Here is a 17,732-nt window from a genome sequence, read left to right as displayed (position 1 = left end):
GGATGCGCAAGACGCCTTCCCGATCCGATCGGATTTCCCCGAGTCAGCCCCCGCTGCCCGGCCTGCCCTGGCCCGCGCCGGCCCTGCTGCTGTGGCTGGCCTGCGGCCTGCTGCAGGCGCTGCTGCTGCGCCTGGGCGCGCCGCTGGCGGTGGCCGCCGGCACGGCGATGGCGCTGGGCGGTGGCGCCGCGCTGCTGGCCGATGCGCCGTGGCGGCGCTGGATGCTGGCGCTGGGCTGGCCGGCGCTGAGCCTGGCCGCCGGCCTGGCCCGAGACCTGCCGGCCTGGCTGTGGCTGCTGCCGCTGGCACTGCTGCTGGCGGCCTACCCGCTGCGCGCCTGGCGCGACGCGCCGATGTTCCCGACGCCGGCCCGCGCGCTCGACGGCCTGGCCGAACTCGCCCCGCTGCCCGATGACGCCCGCGTGCGCGATGCCGGCTGCGGCATGGGCCACGGCCTGCAGGCGCTGCACACGTCCTACCCGCACGCCCGCATCGAGGGCATCGAATGGAGCCTGCCGCTGCGCCTGCTGGCCGGCCTGCGCTGCCCGTGGGCGGCGGTGCGCCGTGGCGACCTGTGGGCCGACGGCTGGCAGGGCCTGGCGATGGTCTACGTGTTCCAGCGGCCCGAGAGCATGGCGCGCGTCTGGACCAAGGCCTGCGCCGAACTGGCACCCGGCGCCTGGCTGGTCAGCCTGGCCTTCGAGGTGCCGGGCGTCACGCCCGCCGCCACGTTGCCGGCCACGTTGGAGGCCGGCGGCGAGCGCCGCCACGCCGTCTGGCTGTACCGCATCCCGGCCGATGCCGGCCCGATGCCGTCACCGAATTCACGCCCGACCCGATCTGGACAAGCCGCGCCTCAAGTGATCGACCGGCCGTCCCGATATGCAAGACATGCAACGTCGGCCACGCGCACCGCGTGAGGCTGGCAACCCGCAACCGGAAAGACTCCCACCATGTTCGTCATCGTCGGCTGGCTCGTGGCCATCGGCTGCATCTTCGGCGTCTACATCGCGCACGGCGGCAACATCAGCGTGATCCTTCACGCGCTGCCGTTCGAGATGCTGACCATCTTCGGCGGCGCGCTCGGCGCCTTCGTGGCCAACAACCAGCCCAAGGTGCTGAAGGCCACGATGAAGGGCCTGGGCGCCTGCTTCAAGGGCTCGAAGTACAGCAAGGCCCGTGCGATGGACCTGCTCGCGCTGCTCTACGACATCCTGCAGAAGACCCGCAAGGAAGGCCTGATGTCGATCGAGAAAGACATCGAGGACCCGCACAGCTCGCCGCTGTTCCAGAAGTACCCGGTGGTGGGCAACGACCACCACGTCAGCGAGTTCGTCACCGACTACCTGCGCATGATGGTCTCGGGCAACCTCAATGCCCACGAGATCGAGTCGCTGATGGACACCGAGCTGGAGACCCATCACCACGAGGCCCACAGCGCCGCCGCCGCGATCGCCCGACTGGCCGGCGCCCTGCCCGCCTTCGGCATCGTCGCCGCCGTGCTGGGCGTCGTGAACACCATGGGCTCGGTCGGCCAGCCCCCGGCGGTGCTGGGCGGGATGATCGGCTCGGCCCTGGTCGGCACCTTCCTGGGCATCCTGCTGGCCTACGGCTTTGCCGAGCCGCTGGCCGGCCTGCTCGAACAGAAGATCGACGAGGACGGCAAGGAGCTGCAGTGCGTCAAGACCACGCTGCTCGCCTCGATGCAGGGCTACGCCCCGCAGATCGCGATCGAGTTCGGCCGCAAGGTGCTCTATTCCACCGAGCGCCCGACGTTTGCGGAACTCGAGAGCCACGTGAAGAAGAAGTGACATGGCGCCCCCAAGCTCGCTCTCGCTCGCTACCCCCCGAGGGGGCCGTCCGCTAGCGGACCGGCAAAGCCGGATCCGCAGCGGGAAGCTGGACGAAAGCCCGGCCAACTCAACCGCTGTGAGGCCTTGCCATGGCTGGTGATGCCAAGAAGCTTCAACCGATCATCGTCAAGAAGATCAAGAAGGGCGGCCACGGTGCCCACGGTGGCGCGTGGAAGATCGCCTATGCCGACTTCGTGACGGCCATGATGGCCTTCTTCCTGCTGATGTGGCTGCTGGGTTCGACCAGCGAAGGCGACAAGAAGGGCATCCAGGACTACTTCCAGAACCCGCTGAAGGTCGCCATGGGCGGCGGCTCGGGTTCGGGCGACGCGACCTCGATCATCAAGGGCGGCGGCACCGACATCACGCGCCAGGGCGGCCAGGTCAAGAACGGCGATATCGAGTCCGAACGCCGCCACGCGATGCAGTCACTGAAGAACGCCCAGGCCAAGGCGGAGCGCGAGCGGCTGGAGACGCTGAGCCAGAAGATGAGCGACGTGATCGACGCGTCCGCCAAGCTGTCGGCCTTCAAGAACCAGATCCGCCTGGACATGACCCGCGACGGCCTGCGCATCCAGATCGTCGACGAGCAGAACCGGCCGATGTTCCAGAGCGGCGATGCCAGCGTGCAGCCGCACATGCGCGAGATCCTGCGTGCCATCGGCAGCGTGCTGACCGAGGTGCCCAACAAGCTCACGCTGGAGGGCCACACCGACGCCAAGCCCTTCGGCTCCGGCGAACGCGGCTACAGCAACTGGGAGCTGTCGAGCGACCGGGCCAACGCGTCGCGGCGCGAGCTGCTGGCCGGCGGGCTGGACGAATCGCGCGTGCTGCGCGTGCAGGGCCTGGCCGCGAGCGTGCCGTTCGACCAGGCCGACACGCTCAACCCGATCAACCGGCGCATCAGCATCATCGTGATGACCCGCGAGGCCGAGGACCGCTTCTTCCACGGCGGCGACGCACCCGCGCCCGAGCCTGCGGAGCCCGAACAGGCCCCGCTGGTCGGCCCGCCGCGTGTCGTTCCCGAGCATTCAAGGGCGTCGCCGAACAGCCGATAAGACGCTCAGGCGACTCCCCGTTTCCACGCACACCTCACCCCCTTCGATCCCCCTCTCTCCGACCGTCAAGGACACCGCCATGACCCACGCATCCGATCTCAAATTCCTGGTCGTCGACGACTTCTCGACCATGCGCCGCATCGTGCGCGGGCTGCTCAAGGAAATGGGCTGCAACAACGTCGAGGAGGCCGAGGACGGCCAGGTCGCGCTGAACATGATGAAGAACAGCCGCTTCGACTTCGTCGTCAGCGACATCAACATGCCGGTCATGAACGGCTTCGAGCTGCTCAAGGCGGTCAAGGCCGACGAGACCCTCAAGCACGTGCCGGTGCTGATGGTCACGGCCGAGGCCCGCAAGGAAGACATCGTGCTGGCCGCCCAGAGCGGTGCGGCCGGCTACATCGTCAAGCCCTTCACCAAGGCCACGCTGGAAGAGAAGGTCACCAAGATCATGCAGAAGATGGCCACCACGGCCTGAACACAGGGAGCACATCATGAGGATCGAAGACCTGGCCGCGATGGCCCCGACCGAGCCGGTGATGGCCTCGCCGGAGGTGTTCCAGCAGATCGGCGCGATCACGCGGCTGCTGCACGACACGATGCAGCAGCTCGGCGTGATGCCCAAGCTGCAGATCGCCACCGACGGCATCCCCGACGCGCGCAGCCGCCTGACCTTCATCGCCAACAAGACCTCGGATGCGGCCAACAAGGTGCTGAACTCGGTCGACCAGGCCAAGATGGAACACCAGCGCATCAGCGCCGACACGCGCGAGCTGGCGCGGTCGCTGGTCGCCGATCCGGTCAAGGCCGTGGCCACCGGCGCGGTGCTGAACTTCGCCCATGACGTCGAGGCCGCCACCGCGCGCATCGACCAGCACCTGACCGACATCATGCTAGCGCAGGACTTCCACGACCTGACCGGCCAGGTGGTCGCCAAGGTCGTCGCGCTGACCGATGACCTGGAGGACGCGCTGGTCAAGCTGCTGGTCCAGGTCGTGCCGCCGGACCAGCGCGAGAAGGTCGACAGCAACATCCTCAACGGCCCGGTGGTCAACCCCGAAGGCCGCACCGACGTGGTCAAGGACCAGTCCGAGGTCGACGACCTGCTGGCCAGCCTCGGGTTCTAGACTCGGCGGCTCTTTCACGAGCCCTGCCGACATGACCGATACCGCCGACCTCAAGACCCTGTTCGATGCCGCCGTGGCGCAGTCGCGCGACCTGCCCGAGCGGCCGGACAACCGCACGCTGCTGCGCATCTACGCGCTGTTCAAGCAGGCCAGCGAGGGCGACGCCAGCGGCGAGCGCCCCGGCATGACCGATTTCGTGGCCCGCGCCAAGTTCGACGCCTGGGCCGATCTGGCCGGCACCGACCGCGCCACTGCGATGCAGGGTTATATCGATCTGATCGAAGAGTTGAAGGGCTGAAAGCGGGCTACGGGTATCCTCTAGGGTTCGCCGCCGGAGCCTTCCGGCGGCGATCGAGACCCTCATTCCTGTTGCCGCACCTGTAGCCGCGCCCGTCGCGCCCGCCGCCATGAAACCGTTCAACGAAGAGACCGTGACCGAGGTCCACCACTGGACCGATCGCCTGTTCAGCTTCACCACCACCCGCGATCCGGCCTTCCGGTTCTCCAACGGTCACTTCGTCATGATCGGCCTGCCGGTGAACGGCAAGCCGCTGCTGCGGGCCTACAGCGTGGCCAGCCCGAACTGGGCCGAGCACCTGCACTTCTTCAGCATCAAGGTGCCCGAGGGACCGCTGACCTCGCGGCTGCAGCACCTGAAGGTGGGCGACAAGATCCTGGTCGGCCGCAAGCCCACCGGCACGCTGCTGATCGACTACCTGAACCCCGGCAAGCGGCTCTACCTGTTCGGCACCGGCACCGGCCTGGCGCCGTGGCTGAGCATCATCCAGGACCCGGAAACCTACGAGCGCTTCGAGAAGGTCATCGTGGTCCACGGCTGCCGCCAGGTCAACGAGCTGGCCTACCAGGACCTGTTCCTCAACGAGCTGCCCAACCACGAGTTCCTCGGCGAGCTGGTCCGCGACAAGCTGGTCTATTGCCCGACCGTGACGCGCGAACCGTTCGAGCGCCAGGGCCGCATCACCGACCTGATCAACGACGGCCGGCTCTGGAACGACTTCGGCCTGCCCCCGCTCGACCCCGGCGCCGACCGCGTGATGATCTGCGGCAGCCCGGCGATGCTGCGTGACCTCAAGCACATGCTGGAGGAGCGCAAGTTCAGCGAAGGCAGCACGACGTCGCCAGGCGACTTCGTCATCGAACGCGCCTTCGCCGAGCAGTGATGGAGCCCCCGGTCACGCGGATACGCGTGACCACCCCCCGAGGGGGTTCGGGCCGGCTTGGGGCGGCCCGGCGCTCGGCCCGATGAGCTGACGCATCCCCCATGAAAAAACGCGGCCTCGGCCGCGTTTTTCGTTGGGTGCCAATCAGGCGGTCACTTCACCGCGGCCAGCATGTGGTCCAGCGCAGCGCCGATTTCCTCGTCGGTCAGCTTGGGGTTGCCGGCCTTGGGCGGCATCGCGCCCTTGCCCTTGACGGCGCTGGCCAGCAGCGCGTCGCGGCCCAGCGCCACGCGCGGTGCCCAGGCGGCCTTGTCGCCGAACTTCGGGGCGTTGGCCAGGCCGGGCACGTGGCACATCGCGCAGTTGGCGTTGTAGACGGCCGTGCCGTCGGCGGCCTGGGCCGGGGCGGCGATGAAGGCGGCGGCGCAGAGCGCGGCGGCGGACAGGGCGGTGGTGGCGCGGGTCATGGAAGTCTCCTCGGTCGGACGTGTCGGGCGTGACGGGTGCGCAAGCGCGCTCGCGGGTCGCCGGTCTTCGCAAACCGCGTGCCCGGTGCCGCCGCCCCAGGCAGCCTGCGTCGACGGCCGTTTTTCCCCCCGGTGACCCAGCCGGGCCCAGGGTCTACCCGCAGCGGCTGTGCCAGCACCGGACAGCGCACGGCGCAATCCGTCTCGCCGCCGGCGCACAGCCTGCGCCGCGCCGCAACGTTCAGGCGAAGCCGAGCAGCCGCTTGGCGTTTTCCTTCAGGATCAGCGGCTTGACCTTGTCCTTGAAGCCGGCCTCGTCGAAGTCCTTCATCCAGCGCTCGGGCGTGATCAGCGGGTAGTCGCTGCCGAACAGCATGCGGTCCTTGAGCAGCGTGTTGGCGTACTGCACGAGTTGCGGCGGGAAGTACTTCGGGCTCCAGCCGCTCAGGTCGATCCAGACATTGGGCTTGTGCAGCGCCAGGCTCAGCGCCTCGTCCTGCCACGGCCAGCTCGGGTGGGCGATGACGATCTGGATGTCGGGGAAGTCGATCGCGACGTCCTCCAGCAGCATCGGGTTGCTGTTCTGCAGCCGCAGGCCGCCGCCGCAGCGCATGCCCGAGCCGATGCCGCTGTGGCCGCTGTGGAAGATCGCCGGCAGCTTGTGCTCGGCGATGACCTCGTAGAGCGGCCAGGCCATGCGGTCGTAGGGCAGGAAGCCCTGCACCGTCGGGTGGAACTTGAAGCCCTTGACGCCGTGTTCCTCGATCAGCCGGCGGGCCTCGCGCGCGCCCATCTTCCCCTTGTGCGGATCGATGCTGGCGAAGGCCACCATCATGTCGGCGTTCTCGCGCGCGGCGTCGCAGATCTCCTCGTTCGGGATGCGCCGACGGCCGAGCTGCGACTCGCTGTCGACGGTGAACATCACCAGCCCGATCTTGCGCTCGCGGTAGTAGGCGACCGTCTCGGCGATGGTCGGCCGGCGGTCCGAGCCGAAGTACTTGTCGGCGGCGCGGTCGTACTCCTCGCCGTAGCTGTCGAAGGGGTTGCGGCAGGACACCTCGGCATGGGTGTGGATGTCGATGGCGATGAGCTCGTCGGTCTTCATGGTTCGTCCTTGATTTCATTCCATTCTGAAATTATTTCCGACCTTCCGTCCAAGGGTTTACCCTCAATCAAGACCCGTATTGATCGCCTGATCCGGGTTTTCCTGGGCATCAACGGCCCGGCGAATACTTATATTTCGCAACCATATTGAGGACACCCGGACCATGAACGCGCCCACCCAGACCCTGCCCGCCGCCCAGCCCGTCGAAGGCCTGCTGGCCGGCCTCGACCTGCTCGAGATCACGCGCCACGGCGTGGTCCTGCAGCTGCGCCTGAACCGGCCGGCCAAGCGCAACGCGCTGTCGGATCCGCTGATCCAGCAGATGCACACCGCCTTCGTGAACCTGCCCGAGGACATCCGCGCGGTGGTCATCAGCGGGGCCGGCGAGCACTTCTGCGCCGGGCTGGACCTGTCGGAGCTGGTCGAGCGCGACATCGGCTCGGGCGTGCTGCATTCGCGCATGTGGCATGCCGCGTTCGACGCGATCCAGTTCGGCCGCGTGCCGGTGATCGCCGCGCTGCACGGCGCGGTGGTCGGTGGCGGGCTGGAACTGGCGTCGGCCTGCCACGTCCGGGTCGCCGATGACAGCACCTACTTCGCGCTGCCCGAAGGCACGCGCGGCATCTTCGTCGGCGGTGGCGGCTCGGTGCGCATCCCGCGCCTGATGGGCGTCGCCCGCATGACCGACCTGATGCTGACCGGCAGGGTCTACTCGGCCGCCGAGGGCGTGGCCGCCGGCCTGGCGCAGTACCAGGTGCCCACGGGCACCTCGCTGGACAAGGCGCTGGCGCTGGCCACCCGCGTGGCCGCCAACGCGCCGATGTCGAACTACGCCGTCATGCACGCGCTGCCGCGCATCGCCGACCAGTCGCAGGACCAGGGCCTGATGACCGAGTCGCTGATGGCCGCCGTGGCCGAGAGCACCCCCGAGGCGCAGGAACGCCTGCGCGCCTTCCTCGACAAGCGCGCCCCGAAGGTCAAGCCGTCATGAGCCACGCCCCCCAGAACGACGCGGCCGGGAACGACGCCCCGCGCTACCGCGAGACCCGCTTCGGCGGCGCCATCGACGCCACCGCCGAGACCCGCGCCGACGGCACCGTGCTGATCCGCTCGACCGAGGCGCTGCGCTGGTACCCCGAGCGCCTGACCGATGCGCTGGAGCAGTGGGCCGCCCAGGCGCCCGAGCGCAGCCTGGTCGCCCAGCGTGTGCGGCTGCCCGACGGCAGTCGCGGCGACTGGCGCCACGTCAGCTACGCGCAGATGCTGCAGCGCGCCCAGGCGATCGGGCAGGCGCTGGTCGACCGCGGCCTGAGCGCCGAACGGCCGGTGGTGATCCTGAGCGACAACGACATCGAGCACCTGAGCCTGGCGCTCGGCGCGATGTGGGCCGGCATCGCCTATGCGCCGATCTCCAGCGCCTATTCGCTGGTCTCGCAGGACCACGGCAAGCTGCGCCACATCCTGTCGACGCTGACGCCCGGGCTGGTCTTTGCCAGCGGCCCGGCCTATGGCCGCGCGATGGCCGCCTGTGTCGGCACCGACACCGAGGTCGTGCTGACCGAAGGCACGCTGGAAGGCCGCAGCGTCACGCCGTTCGAGGCCCTGCTGGCGACCGTGCCGGGCGCGTCCGGCGCCGCCGCGCATGCCGCTGTCGGACCGGACACGATCGCGAAGTTCCTGTTCACCTCCGGCTCGACCAAGCTGCCCAAGGGCGTCATCAACACGAACCGGATGCTGTGCGCCAACCAGCAGATGATCCGGCAGTGCATGGCCTTCCTGGCCGACGAACCGCCGGTGCTGGTCGACTGGCTGCCGTGGAACCACACCTTCGGCGGCAACCACAACGTCGGCATCGCGCTCTACAACGGCGGCACGCTCTACATCGACGAAGGCAAGCCCACGCCGGCCGGCATGGCCGAGACGCTGCGCAACCTGCGCGAGATCTCGCCGACGGTCTACTTCAACGTGCCCAAGGGCCTGGAGGAACTGGCCAGCGCCGCCGAACACGACGAGGCCCTGTGCCGGACGCTGTGCGCGCGCCTGAACGCGTTCTTCTTCGCTGGCGCCGGCCTGTCGCAGGCGGTCTGGGACCGGCTCGACCGGCTCGGCGAACGCACGCTGGGCCATCGCGTGCCGATGATCAGCGGCCTGGGCATGACCGAGACGGCGCCCTCGGCGATGTTCGCGGTCGGCACCGGCCAGGGCGCCGGCAGCATCGGCCTGCCGGTGCCGGGCGTGGAGGTCAAGCTCGTGCGCATGGGCGACGGCCCGTGGGACAAGACCGAGGTGCGCTTCCGCGGCCCCAACGTCATGCCCGGCTACTGGCGCGCGCCCGAGCAGACCGCCGATGCCTTCGACGCCGAGGGCTTCTATTGCACCGGCGACGCGGTGCGTTTCATCGACCCGGAACACCCCGCGCGCGGCCTGCGTTTCGACGGCCGCATCGCCGAGGACTTCAAGCTCTCGACCGGCACCTTCGTCAGCGTCGGCCCGCTGCGCGCCCGCGTCATCGCCGCCGGTGATCCGTGTGTGCAGGACGTGGTCGTGACCGGGCTGAACCGCGACGAGATCGGCGCGCTGGTCTTCCCGAGGCTGGACGCCTGCCGCCGCCTGGCCGGCCTGGACGCCGCCGTGCCGGCCCCCGAGGTGCTGCACCACCCGACGGTGCGGGCCTTCTTCCAGCAACTGGCCGACGGCCTGTGGGCCAGCGGCACCGGCAGCGCCAACCGGGTCGCGCGGATGCACGTGCTGGCCGAGCCGCCGTCGATCGACGTCGGCGAGGTGACCGACAAGGGCTCGATCAACCAGCGCGCCGTGCTGCAGCACCGCGCCGCGCTGGTCGAGGCGCTCTACGAGGGCCGCGAGTCCGACCCGTTCGTGATCCTGCCGCAGCGCGGCTGAAGGAAGCACCATGAAGATCGAAGGACAGGTCGCGCTGGTCACCGGCGCCGGCTCCGGCCTCGGCGCAGCGGTCGCGCAGGCACTGGCCGCACGCGGCGCGCGGGTGGCCCTGCTGGACGTCAACGAGGCCGGCGCACAGGCCGGCGCCGCCGCGATCAACGCGGCGCACGGCGACGGCACCGCGCTGGCCTGCCGCTGCGACATCACCGACAGCGCCAGCGTGACGGCGGCGCTCGATGCCGTGCAGGCCACACTGGGCACACCGCGCCTGCTGATGAACATCGCCGGCATCGGCAGCGCGAAGCGGGTGATCCAGAAGGACGGCTCGGCCGCGCCGCTGGAGGACTTCGAGCGCGTCGTGCGCATCAACCTGGTCGGCACCTACAACGTCACCCGGCTGGCCGCCGCCCGCATCGCCGCGCAGCCGCCCGTCACCGCCGATGGCGAACGCGGCGTGATCGTCAACACCGCGTCGGTCGCGGCCTACGACGGCCAGGTCGGGCAGGAGGCCTATGCGGCGTCCAAGGGCGGCGTGGTCGGCCTGACGCTGCCGCTGGCGCGGGATCTGGCGCAGTGGGGCATCCGCGTCAACACGATCGCGCCGGGGCTGTTCGCCACGCCGCTGATGCAGGAACTGCCCGAGCCGGTGCAGCAGTCGCTGGCGGCGTCGATCCCGTTCCCGAAGCGCCTGGGTCAGCCCGACGAGTTCGCCGCGCTGGCCTGCCACATCGTCGAGAACGGTCACCTCAACGGCGAGGTGATCCGGCTCGACGGCGCGCTGCGCATGGCGCCGCGCTGAGCCCGCCGCTCACCGTTTCCCGACGCCGACCGGCCGACAACATTTTTGACCGACCGGTCGGACAACTACTGATGGACACCCCCCATCGCCCACGGCACATTGCCGCCACCCTGCAGGAGACAACATGACAAAGGTCATCAGACAGATCGCCGCCGCCGCACTGCTGGTGCTGGCCGGTGCCGCCCAGGCCGACATCAACATCGGCGTGAGCCTGCCGTTGACGGGTCCGGCCAGCGGACTGGGCCTGCCGGTGCAGAACGGCATCAAGCTGTGGCCCGCCAGCATCGGCGGCGAGAAGCTCAACGTCGTCGTGCTCGACGACGCCGGTGACCCGACCAAGGCGGTGCAGAACGCCAAGCGCTTCGTCAGCGAGGACAAGGTCGACCTGGTGGTCGGCTCGGTCGCGACGCCCGCCGCCATCGCGATGGCCGACACGGTGGCCGAGTCCGGCACGGTGCAGATGATGATGTCGCCTGCCGTGCTGCAGGCCGGCAAGGACAACTGGGCCTTCCGCCTGCCGCAGTCCAACGCCGTGATGGCCCACGCGATGCTGCGCCACATGAACAAGCTGGGCATCAAGACGGTCGGCTTCCTGGGCTACACCGACGCCTACGGCGAAGGCTGGCTGAAGGACTTCCAGGCCGAGGCCACCGCGATGGGCCTGGCGATCAAGTTCGTCGCGGTCGAGCGTTTCGCCCGCGCCGACACCTCGGTGACCGGCCAGGCGCTGAAGCTGGTCGCGGCCAACCCGGACGCGATCCTGATCGTGGCCTCCGGCTCGGGCGCGGCGATGCCGCACAAGGCGGTGGTCGAGCGTGGCTACAAGGGCAAGATCTACCAGACCCACGCCGCTGCCAGCCGTGACCTGATGCGGGTGGGCGGCAAGGACGTCGAAGGCGCCTACGTCGTCTCCGGCCCGGCCGTCGTGGCCGACCAGTTCGACGACAGCCACCCGTCCAAGAAGATCGCGCTGGACTTCATCGCCCAGTACGAGAAGGCCTACGGCGCGGGCAGCCGCAACCAGTTCGCCGGCCATGCCTACGACGCCGCGCTGGTGCTGCAGAAGGTCGTGCCGGTCGCGCTGAAGAAGGGCAAGCCGGGCAGCAAGGAATTCCGCGCCGCGCTGCGCGAGGCCATCGAGACGATGGGCCGCACGGTCGTCGCGCACGGTGTCCTGAACTACACCAAGGACAACCACTGGGGCTTCACGACCGAGACCGGCGTGATCCTCAAGGTCGTCAACGGCGACTGGAAGGTCGAATAACCCGCCAGGCCCTTCCGGGGGCCTGACTGTCTCAACGCCGGAGCCTCCATGGACTTCTCGATCGCCAGCATCCTGGCGCTGGACGGCATCACCAACGGCGCGGTCTACGCGCTGCTGGCGATGGCCACCGTGCTGCTGTTCGCCGTCACCCGGGTGATCTTCATCCCGCAGGGCGAGTTCGTCGCCTATGGCGCGCTGACGCTGGCCATGCTGCAGGTCGGTCGCGTGCCCGGCACGGTCTGGCTGCTGCTGCTGATGGCCGCATCGGTCGCGGTGATCGAGACGGTCCAGGGCCTGCGCAACCACGCCAGCCCGGGCCGGCTGGCACGTCAGGCGCTGCAGACGCTGGCCTGGCCGGTGGCGATCGCGCTGGTCGCCGGCTGGGCCGCGCCGCAGCAGTTCCCGCTGGTCGTGCAGGCGCTGCTGGCGCTGGCCATCGTCACGCCGATGGGCGGTCTGCTGTACCGGCTGGCCTATGAATCGCTGGCCGATGCGACGGTGCTGGTGCTGCTGATCGTCTCGGTCGGCGTCCACTTCGCGATGACCGGCCTGGGCCTGCTGTTCTTCGGCGCCGAGGGCTTCCGCAACCCGAGCTTCTGGGACGAGCGCTTCAGCGTCGGCGCGCTGACGCTGAGCGGCCAGACGCTGATCATCTTCATGAGCACGATCGCGCTGATCGTGCTGCTGTGGCTGTTCTTCGAGCGCACGCTGCGCGGCAAGGCGCTGCGCGCCACCGCCGTCAACCGGCTCGGCGCGCGGCTGATGGGCATCTCGTCGACCGGCGCGGGCCGGCTCAGCTTCACGATGGCGGCCTTCATCGGCGCGCTGTCCGGGCTGCTGATCGGCCCGACCACGACGGTCTTCTACGACAGCGGCTTCCTGATCGGCCTGAAGGGCTTCGTCGCCGCCGTGTTCGCCGGCCTGTCGAGTTACCCGCTGGCGATGGCCGGCGCGCTCGGGGTCGGCATCCTCGAATCGTTCGGCTCGTTCTGGGCCAGCGCGTTCAAGGAAGTCATCGTCTTCACCGCGATCCTGCCCGTGCTGCTGTGGCGCAGCCTGCGCGATCCGCACCCCGAGGAGGAATGAGGTGCTCATGCGCAACCGTGTGTTCCTGACGCTGGCCGTGCTGCTGGCGCTGCTGCCGGTGCTGCCGGTGCCCGAGTTCTGGATCACCCAGCTCAACTACGTCGGCCTGTACGCGATCGTCTCGCTCGGCCTGGTGCTGCTGACCGGCGTGTCGGGCCTGACCTCGTTCGGTCAGGCGGCCTTCGTCGGCCTGGGCGCCTACACCTCCGCCTACCTCAGCACGGCCTTCGGCGTGTCGCCCTGGCTGACGCTGTGGGTCGGCCTGGCCATCACCGTCGCGGTCGCGCTGGTGCTGGCGGCGATCACGCTGCGGATGTCGGGCCACTACCTGCCGCTGGCCACCATCGCCTGGGGCCTGTCGCTGTTCTACGCCATGTCCAACATGGAGTTCCTGGGCAAGTACGACGGCATCCTGGGCGTGCCGGCGATGAACCTGTTCGGCCTCAGCCTGGCCTCGGGGCGCAGCTACTTCTACCTGATCTGGATCGTCGCGCTGCTGGCTGCGGTGGCCGTGATCCACCTGCTGGACTCGCGCACCGGCCGGGCCATTCGCGCGCTCAAGGGCGCCACGACGATGGCCGAGGCCATGGGCATCTCGACCTACCGCTACAAGGTCCTGGTGTTCGTGATCGCGGCGGTGCTGGCGGCCATTTCCGGCTGGCTGTTCGCGCACTTCCAGCGCACCGTGAACCCGTCGCCGTTCGGGCTGAACAAGGGCATCGACTACCTCTTCATGGCCGTGCTGGGCGGCGTCGGCCAGGTCTGGGGCGCCTTCACCGGCGCGGCGGTCGTCAAGATCGTCGAGGACCAGCTGCAGGTGATCCTGCCCAAGCTGTTCGGCGGCAATGGCAACTACGAGATCATCGTCTTCGGCATCGTCCTGGTCGTGGTGCTGAAGATCGCGCCGCAAGGCCTGTTCCCGGGCCTGCAGCGGGCCTTCGCGGCCGTCGCCGGCCGCTGGCTGCCGCCGGCCCAGCGGGTGCGCGACTGGGAAGGCGCCGCCCCCCTGCCCGAGCGCGACAAGCCGGTCGCCGGCGAGCTGCTGCTGGACGTGCAGGCGGTGCGCAAGCAGTTCGGCGGCCTGGTGGCGGTCAACGACGTGAGCTTCACGATCCGGGCCGGCGAGATCATCGGCCTGATCGGGCCGAACGGCGCGGGCAAGTCCACCACCTTCAACCTGATCACCGGCGTGCTGGGCCTGACCCGCGGCCACGTGATGTTCCGCGGCCAGCCGGTCGGCGGCCTGAGCTCGCGCGAGATCGCCGAGCGCGGCATGTCGCGCACCTTCCAGCACGTGAAGATGCTGCCGGACATGACGGTGCTGGAGAACGTCGCGCTGGGCGGCTACCTGCGCAGCCGCCACGGCGTCTTCGCGGCGATGCTGCGGCTCGACCGCGACGAGGAGAAGCGCCTGTTCGCCGAGGCCGAACGCCAGCTGACCCGCATCGGCATGGCCGGCCAGATGCACGAGCTGGCCGGCAACCTCGCGCTCGGTCCGGCCCGGCTGATGGAGATCGCCCGCGCGCTGTGCACCGACCCGGCGCTGCTGCTACTCGACGAGCCCGCCGCCGGCCTGCGCCACAAGGAGAAGCAGGCGCTGGCCGAGGTGCTGCGCCAGCTCAAGGCCGAGGGCATGAGCATCCTGCTGGTCGAACACGACATGGACTTCGTCATGAACCTGACCGACCGCATCGTCGTGATGGAGTTCGGCACCAAGCTGATCGAGGGCACCCCCAAGGACGTGCAGGAAAGCCCTGCCGTGCGGGCCGCGTACCTCGGCACCGAACACTGAAGATCCCGGGAGTCCCGCGATGAGCGAACTGCTGCTGTCCGTCTCGGACCTCCATGCCGGCTATGGCCGCGCCGAGGTGCTGTCGGGCCTGGACCTGCGCATCGCGCCGGGTCAGGTCGTCACCGTCATCGGCCCCAACGGCGCGGGCAAGTCGACCACGCTGAACGCGCTGATGGGCGTGCTGCCCTCGCGCGGTCAGGTCGTGTTCGACGGCCAGGACCTGGCCCACGTGACGCTCGAAGAGCGCGTGATGATGGGCCTGGCGCTGGTGCCCGAGAAACGCGAGCTGTTCTCGACCATGGCGGTCGAGGACAACCTGGTGCTCGGGGGCTTCCGCCAGATGCGCCAGGGCAACGCCCGCTGGCGCGACAAGCTCGACGAGGTCTACACGCTGTTCCCGCGCCTGAAGGAACGCCGCGTGCAGCTCGCCGGCACGCTGTCGGGCGGCGAGCGCCAGATGCTGGCGGTCGGCCGCGCGCTGATGAGCGGCCCGAAGCTGCTGATGCTCGACGAGCCCAGCCTGGGCCTCGCGCCACTGATCGTGCGGGAGATCTTCCGCATCATCTCGACGCTGAAGTCGACCGGCGTGTCGATCCTGCTGATCGAGCAGAACGCCCGCGCCGCGCTGGAGGTGGCCGATCACGCCTACGTGCTGGAGACCGGCGCGATCGCGCTGGAAGGCCCGGCCGCCGAGCTGGCCGGTGACCCGCGCGTGATCGAGACCTACCTGGGCGCGCAGAAGAAGAAGGCTGACCACGACATCGAGGCCGCCTGATGAGCAGCTACACCGCGCCGCTGGACGACTGGCGCTTCGTCATCGAGCACGTCGTCGACGCGCCGGCCTCGTGGGCCGCGCTGCCCGCCTTTGCCGATCTGGACGCCGAGACCGCCGCCGAAGTGCTGGCCCAGGCCGGCCGCTTCGCCGCCGACGTGCTGGCGCCGCTCAACGGCCCGGGCGACCGGCAAGGCTGCCGCTGGAGCCCCGACGGCGGCGGCACGGTGGTCACGCCCGACGGCTACCCGGCCGCCTGGCAGGCCTTCGTCGACGGCGGCTGGCCGGCGCTGGCCTGCGATCCGGAGGTCGGCGGCCAGGGCCTGCCGCAGCTGCTGAACGCGGCGATGTTCGAGATGCTGATCGGCGCCAACCACGCCTGGACCATGTACCCGGGCCTGCTGCACGGTGCCTACGAGGCGATCAAGGCGACCGCGACGCCCGGGTTGCGGGCGACCTACCTGCCCAAGGTCGTCAGCGGCGAGTGGCTGGCGACGATGAACCTGACCGAGCCGCAGGCCGGCTCGGACCTGGGCCTGATCCGCACCCGCGCCGAGCCGGTCGAGCCGCCGCCCGAGGGCCAGCCGCTGGCCAACGGCGCGGCGGTGCGCATCACCGGCAACAAGATCTTCATCTCCGGTGGCGATCAGGACATGAGCGCCAACATCGTCCACCTGGTGCTGGCGCGCCTGAGCGGCGCCCCGGCCGGCACACGCGGGCTGAGCCTGTTCCTGGTGCCCAAGTGGCTGCCGGACGCGAACGGCGGCCACACCCGCCGCAACGCGGCCCATTGCGACGGCATCGAGCACAAGATGGGCGTGCACGGCAGTGCCACCAGCCAGATGCGCTTCGAGCAGGCCGAAGGCTGGCTGCTGGGCCAGCCCGGCGCCGGTCTGGGCGCCATGTTCCTGATGATGAATTCGGCCCGGCTGCACGTCGCGATGCAGGGCCTGGCGCACCTGGAGGCGGCCACGCAGAAAGCGCTGGCCTATGCCCGCGAGCGGGTCCAGCTGCGCGCGCCGGCCCGTCCGGCCGATGCCGCGCCGTCGAGCGGCGCCGACCCGATCGCCTGGCACCCGGCGATGCGCCGCATCTTGCTGGGCCTGCAGGCGCAGACCGAGGGCGCGCGCGTGCTGGCCGGCTGGATCGGCGTGCTGCTGGACGAGTCCGAGCAGCATCCCGATGCCGCACAACGGGCCCGCGCCGGTGACCTGGTCGCCCTGCTGACGCCGGTCGCCAAGGCCTTCCTGACCGACCTGGGCCATCGCGGCGCGGACGAGGCGCTGGGCGTGCTGGGCGGCTACGGCTACGTGCACGAATACGGCATCGAGCAGATCGTGCGCGACAGCCGCATCGCGATGATCTACGAGGGCACCAACGAGATCCAGGCGATCGACCTGGTGATGCGCAAGTGGCTGGACACGCCGCGCCGGATGGACACGCTGGTCGAGCTGCTGCGCGCCGAGGTCGACGCCGCCGCCGATCGGCCCGAGCTGGCGGTGGAAGCCACCGCGCTGCAGCGCCAGATCGACGCGCTGGCCGAGGCCGGCGGCCATCTCGCCGCCGCCAAGGCCCGCGCCGCCGACGCGGTGCTGGCGGTCGCCGACGACGCGCTCGCCGCCGTCGGCTGGACGCTGCTGTGCTGGGCCTGGCTGCGCAGCGCGGCCCGCGCCGATCGCCATCCGGACCCGGCCGCCGCCGAGCGCAAGCGTGAACTCGCCCGGTTCGGCTGCACCTGGCTGATGGACGCCCAGGACGCGCGCTGGCGCCGGCTGCAGAATTGGCAACGCCCGCTGCCCTGGCTGCGATGCTGATCGAGCCGGCGGCCTCCGCCCTTGCCGAAGTCCACGACCTGCCGAGCATGAAGAAGTCCAGCCCCCACCGACGCGGCCTTGCCGAAGGCGCGCTGGCCGACATCCTCGGCTACCGCGTGGTGCAGGCCCAGATCACCACGCACGCGCTGTACATGCAGCACATCGGCGAGCCGATGGACCTGCGGCCGGTCGAGTACTCGCTGCTGCTGATGCTGCAGGCCAACAGCCAGGTCACGCCCAAGCAGCTGGCGCAGAGCCTGGTGCTGACGGCACCGAAGCTGACCATCCTGCTCGACGGCCTGCAGAAGCGTGACCTGATCACCCGCGTGCGCAACGACACCGACGGCCGCTCGCAGCACGTGCTGCTGACCGACGCCGGCCGCGAGCTGGCGCGGCGTGGCAGCGACCAGGCGTTGCTGCTGGAGATGAGCCTGCAGGACGTGCTGAGCCCGGGCGAACGCGCCATCCTGATGGAACTGCTGCAGAAGGTGGCCGACGCACGTCGGGGCTGAC

At 69.8% G+C, this 17,732-nt stretch carries 18 protein-coding genes; 16 read left to right on the top strand and 2 right to left on the bottom strand.

Going from position 1 to position 17,732, the window contains the following annotated elements:
• Positions 1-2: 2 nt before the first annotated feature.
• The 7 genes from ACWA7K_RS00285 to ACWA7K_RS00255 all read left to right on the top strand — a co-directional run bounded on the left by ACWA7K_RS00285 (position 3) and on the right by ACWA7K_RS00255 (position 5,219).
• The gene (locus ACWA7K_RS00285; protein WP_456164520.1) at positions 3-920 is read left to right on the top strand and encodes a class I SAM-dependent methyltransferase; all 918 of its coding nucleotides are present in this window, start codon (positions 3-5) and stop codon (positions 918-920) included.
• A 33-nt stretch (positions 921-953) separates the two neighbouring features.
• Positions 954-1,811 carry a flagellar motor stator protein MotA gene (motA, locus tag ACWA7K_RS00280; RefSeq protein WP_456164518.1) on the top strand — a complete coding sequence of 286 codons (858 nt, stop codon included), beginning with the start codon at positions 954-956 and terminating at the stop codon, positions 1,809-1,811.
• Between the two features lie 131 nt (positions 1,812-1,942).
• Positions 1,943-2,911 (top strand): flagellar motor protein MotB, encoded by a 969-nt coding sequence (gene motB / locus ACWA7K_RS00275; RefSeq protein ID WP_456164516.1) that lies wholly within the window; start codon positions 1,943-1,945, stop codon positions 2,909-2,911.
• 79 nt (positions 2,912-2,990) lie between these two features.
• Positions 2,991-3,389: a chemotaxis response regulator CheY gene (cheY, locus tag ACWA7K_RS00270; protein ID WP_456164514.1), complete on the top strand. Its 399-nt coding sequence runs from the start codon at positions 2,991-2,993 to the stop codon at positions 3,387-3,389.
• A 16-nt stretch (positions 3,390-3,405) separates the two neighbouring features.
• Positions 3,406-4,038 carry a protein phosphatase CheZ gene (locus tag ACWA7K_RS00265; RefSeq protein WP_456164512.1) on the top strand — a complete coding sequence of 211 codons (633 nt, stop codon included), beginning with the start codon at positions 3,406-3,408 and terminating at the stop codon, positions 4,036-4,038.
• A gap of 31 nt (positions 4,039-4,069) precedes the next feature.
• Positions 4,070-4,336 carry an acyl-CoA-binding protein gene (locus ACWA7K_RS00260; protein WP_456164510.1) on the top strand — a complete coding sequence of 89 codons (267 nt, stop codon included), beginning with the start codon at positions 4,070-4,072 and terminating at the stop codon, positions 4,334-4,336.
• Between the two features lie 109 nt (positions 4,337-4,445).
• Positions 4,446-5,219: a ferredoxin--NADP reductase gene (locus tag ACWA7K_RS00255; protein ID WP_456164508.1), complete on the top strand. Its 774-nt coding sequence runs from the start codon at positions 4,446-4,448 to the stop codon at positions 5,217-5,219.
• A 152-nt stretch (positions 5,220-5,371) separates the two neighbouring features.
• Here the strand turns inward: ACWA7K_RS00255 and ACWA7K_RS00250 are convergent, their stop codons facing one another.
• Positions 5,372-5,686: a c-type cytochrome gene (locus tag ACWA7K_RS00250; RefSeq protein ID WP_456164506.1), complete on the bottom strand. Its 315-nt coding sequence runs from the start codon at positions 5,684-5,686 to the stop codon at positions 5,372-5,374.
• A 241-nt stretch (positions 5,687-5,927) separates the two neighbouring features.
• Positions 5,928-6,791: an amidohydrolase family protein gene (locus tag ACWA7K_RS00245; protein ID WP_456164504.1), complete on the bottom strand. Its 864-nt coding sequence runs from the start codon at positions 6,789-6,791 to the stop codon at positions 5,928-5,930.
• Positions 6,792-6,954: 163 nt separating this feature from the next.
• Here ACWA7K_RS00245 and ACWA7K_RS00240 point away from each other — a divergent pair, with 163 nt between their 5' ends.
• The 9 genes from ACWA7K_RS00240 to ACWA7K_RS00200 all read left to right on the top strand — a co-directional run bounded on the left by ACWA7K_RS00240 (position 6,955) and on the right by ACWA7K_RS00200 (position 17,731).
• On the top strand, positions 6,955-7,782 hold the full coding sequence (locus ACWA7K_RS00240; protein ID WP_456164502.1) for a crotonase/enoyl-CoA hydratase family protein: 828 nt from the start codon (positions 6,955-6,957) through the stop codon (positions 7,780-7,782).
• Positions 7,779-9,692: a feruloyl-CoA synthase gene (locus ACWA7K_RS00235; RefSeq protein WP_456164500.1), complete on the top strand. Its 1,914-nt coding sequence runs from the start codon at positions 7,779-7,781 to the stop codon at positions 9,690-9,692. The genes ACWA7K_RS00240 and ACWA7K_RS00235 overlap by 4 nt, the downstream gene beginning before the upstream one ends.
• 10 nt (positions 9,693-9,702) lie before the next feature.
• Positions 9,703-10,491: an SDR family NAD(P)-dependent oxidoreductase gene (locus tag ACWA7K_RS00230; RefSeq protein ID WP_456164498.1), complete on the top strand. Its 789-nt coding sequence runs from the start codon at positions 9,703-9,705 to the stop codon at positions 10,489-10,491.
• Positions 10,492-10,615: 124 nt separating this feature from the next.
• Complete coding sequence (locus ACWA7K_RS00225) at positions 10,616-11,755, top strand: ABC transporter substrate-binding protein (protein WP_456210281.1); 1,140 nt, start codon at positions 10,616-10,618, stop codon at positions 11,753-11,755.
• Positions 11,756-11,803: 48 nt separating this feature from the next.
• Positions 11,804-12,841, top strand: a complete 1,038-nt coding sequence (locus tag ACWA7K_RS00220) for a branched-chain amino acid ABC transporter permease (RefSeq protein WP_456164494.1) — start codon at positions 11,804-11,806, stop codon at positions 12,839-12,841.
• A gap of 7 nt (positions 12,842-12,848) precedes the next feature.
• On the top strand, positions 12,849-14,633 hold the full coding sequence (locus ACWA7K_RS00215; RefSeq protein WP_456168916.1) for a branched-chain amino acid ABC transporter ATP-binding protein/permease: 1,785 nt from the start codon (positions 12,849-12,851) through the stop codon (positions 14,631-14,633).
• A 19-nt stretch (positions 14,634-14,652) separates the two neighbouring features.
• A complete protein-coding gene (locus tag ACWA7K_RS00210) occupies positions 14,653-15,408 on the top strand; it encodes an ABC transporter ATP-binding protein (RefSeq protein WP_456164492.1) in 756 nt (251 codons plus the stop codon).
• Positions 15,408-17,219 carry an acyl-CoA dehydrogenase family protein gene (locus ACWA7K_RS00205; RefSeq protein WP_456164490.1) on the top strand — a complete coding sequence of 604 codons (1,812 nt, stop codon included), beginning with the start codon at positions 15,408-15,410 and terminating at the stop codon, positions 17,217-17,219. Before ACWA7K_RS00210 ends, ACWA7K_RS00205 begins: the two co-directional genes overlap by 1 nt.
• Positions 17,186-17,731, top strand: coding sequence for a MarR family winged helix-turn-helix transcriptional regulator (locus ACWA7K_RS00200; RefSeq protein WP_456210279.1), 546 nt, complete (start codon positions 17,186-17,188; stop codon positions 17,729-17,731). The genes ACWA7K_RS00205 and ACWA7K_RS00200 overlap by 34 nt, the downstream gene beginning before the upstream one ends.
• Position 17,732: the final 1 nt, after the last annotated feature.

The organism is Leptothrix mechoopdaensis (SeqCode) (assembly GCF_053893855.1).
The sequence above is the reverse complement of the archived record's forward strand: the minus strand, read 5'-3'. Positions and strand labels throughout refer to the sequence as shown.

Coding starts and splice junctions, on each gene's coding strand:
- ACWA7K_RS00235 (WP_456164500.1), top strand. CDS start 7,779: ATGAGCCACGCCCCCCAGAACGACGCGGCCGGGAACGACGCCCCGCGC.
- cheY (WP_456164514.1), top strand. CDS start 2,991: ATGACCCACGCATCCGATCTCAAATTCCTGGTCGTCGACGACTTCTCG.
- ACWA7K_RS00205 (WP_456164490.1), top strand. CDS start 15,408: ATGAGCAGCTACACCGCGCCGCTGGACGACTGGCGCTTCGTCATCGAG.
- ACWA7K_RS00230 (WP_456164498.1), top strand. CDS start 9,703: ATGAAGATCGAAGGACAGGTCGCGCTGGTCACCGGCGCCGGCTCCGGC.
- ACWA7K_RS00240 (WP_456164502.1), top strand. CDS start 6,955: ATGAACGCGCCCACCCAGACCCTGCCCGCCGCCCAGCCCGTCGAAGGC.
- ACWA7K_RS00225 (WP_456210281.1), top strand. CDS start 10,616: ATGACAAAGGTCATCAGACAGATCGCCGCCGCCGCACTGCTGGTGCTG.
- motA (WP_456164518.1), top strand. CDS start 954: ATGTTCGTCATCGTCGGCTGGCTCGTGGCCATCGGCTGCATCTTCGGC.
- ACWA7K_RS00285 (WP_456164520.1), top strand. CDS start 3: ATGCGCAAGACGCCTTCCCGATCCGATCGGATTTCCCCGAGTCAGCCC.
- ACWA7K_RS00255 (WP_456164508.1), top strand. CDS start 4,446: ATGAAACCGTTCAACGAAGAGACCGTGACCGAGGTCCACCACTGGACC.
- ACWA7K_RS00210 (WP_456164492.1), top strand. CDS start 14,653: ATGAGCGAACTGCTGCTGTCCGTCTCGGACCTCCATGCCGGCTATGGC.
- ACWA7K_RS00220 (WP_456164494.1), top strand. CDS start 11,804: ATGGACTTCTCGATCGCCAGCATCCTGGCGCTGGACGGCATCACCAAC.
- ACWA7K_RS00245 (WP_456164504.1), bottom strand. CDS start 6,791: ATGAAGACCGACGAGCTCATCGCCATCGACATCCACACCCATGCCGAG.
- ACWA7K_RS00250 (WP_456164506.1), bottom strand. CDS start 5,686: ATGACCCGCGCCACCACCGCCCTGTCCGCCGCCGCGCTCTGCGCCGCC.
- ACWA7K_RS00215 (WP_456168916.1), top strand. CDS start 12,849: ATGCGCAACCGTGTGTTCCTGACGCTGGCCGTGCTGCTGGCGCTGCTG.
- ACWA7K_RS00265 (WP_456164512.1), top strand. CDS start 3,406: ATGAGGATCGAAGACCTGGCCGCGATGGCCCCGACCGAGCCGGTGATG.
- ACWA7K_RS00260 (WP_456164510.1), top strand. CDS start 4,070: ATGACCGATACCGCCGACCTCAAGACCCTGTTCGATGCCGCCGTGGCG.
- motB (WP_456164516.1), top strand. CDS start 1,943: ATGGCTGGTGATGCCAAGAAGCTTCAACCGATCATCGTCAAGAAGATC.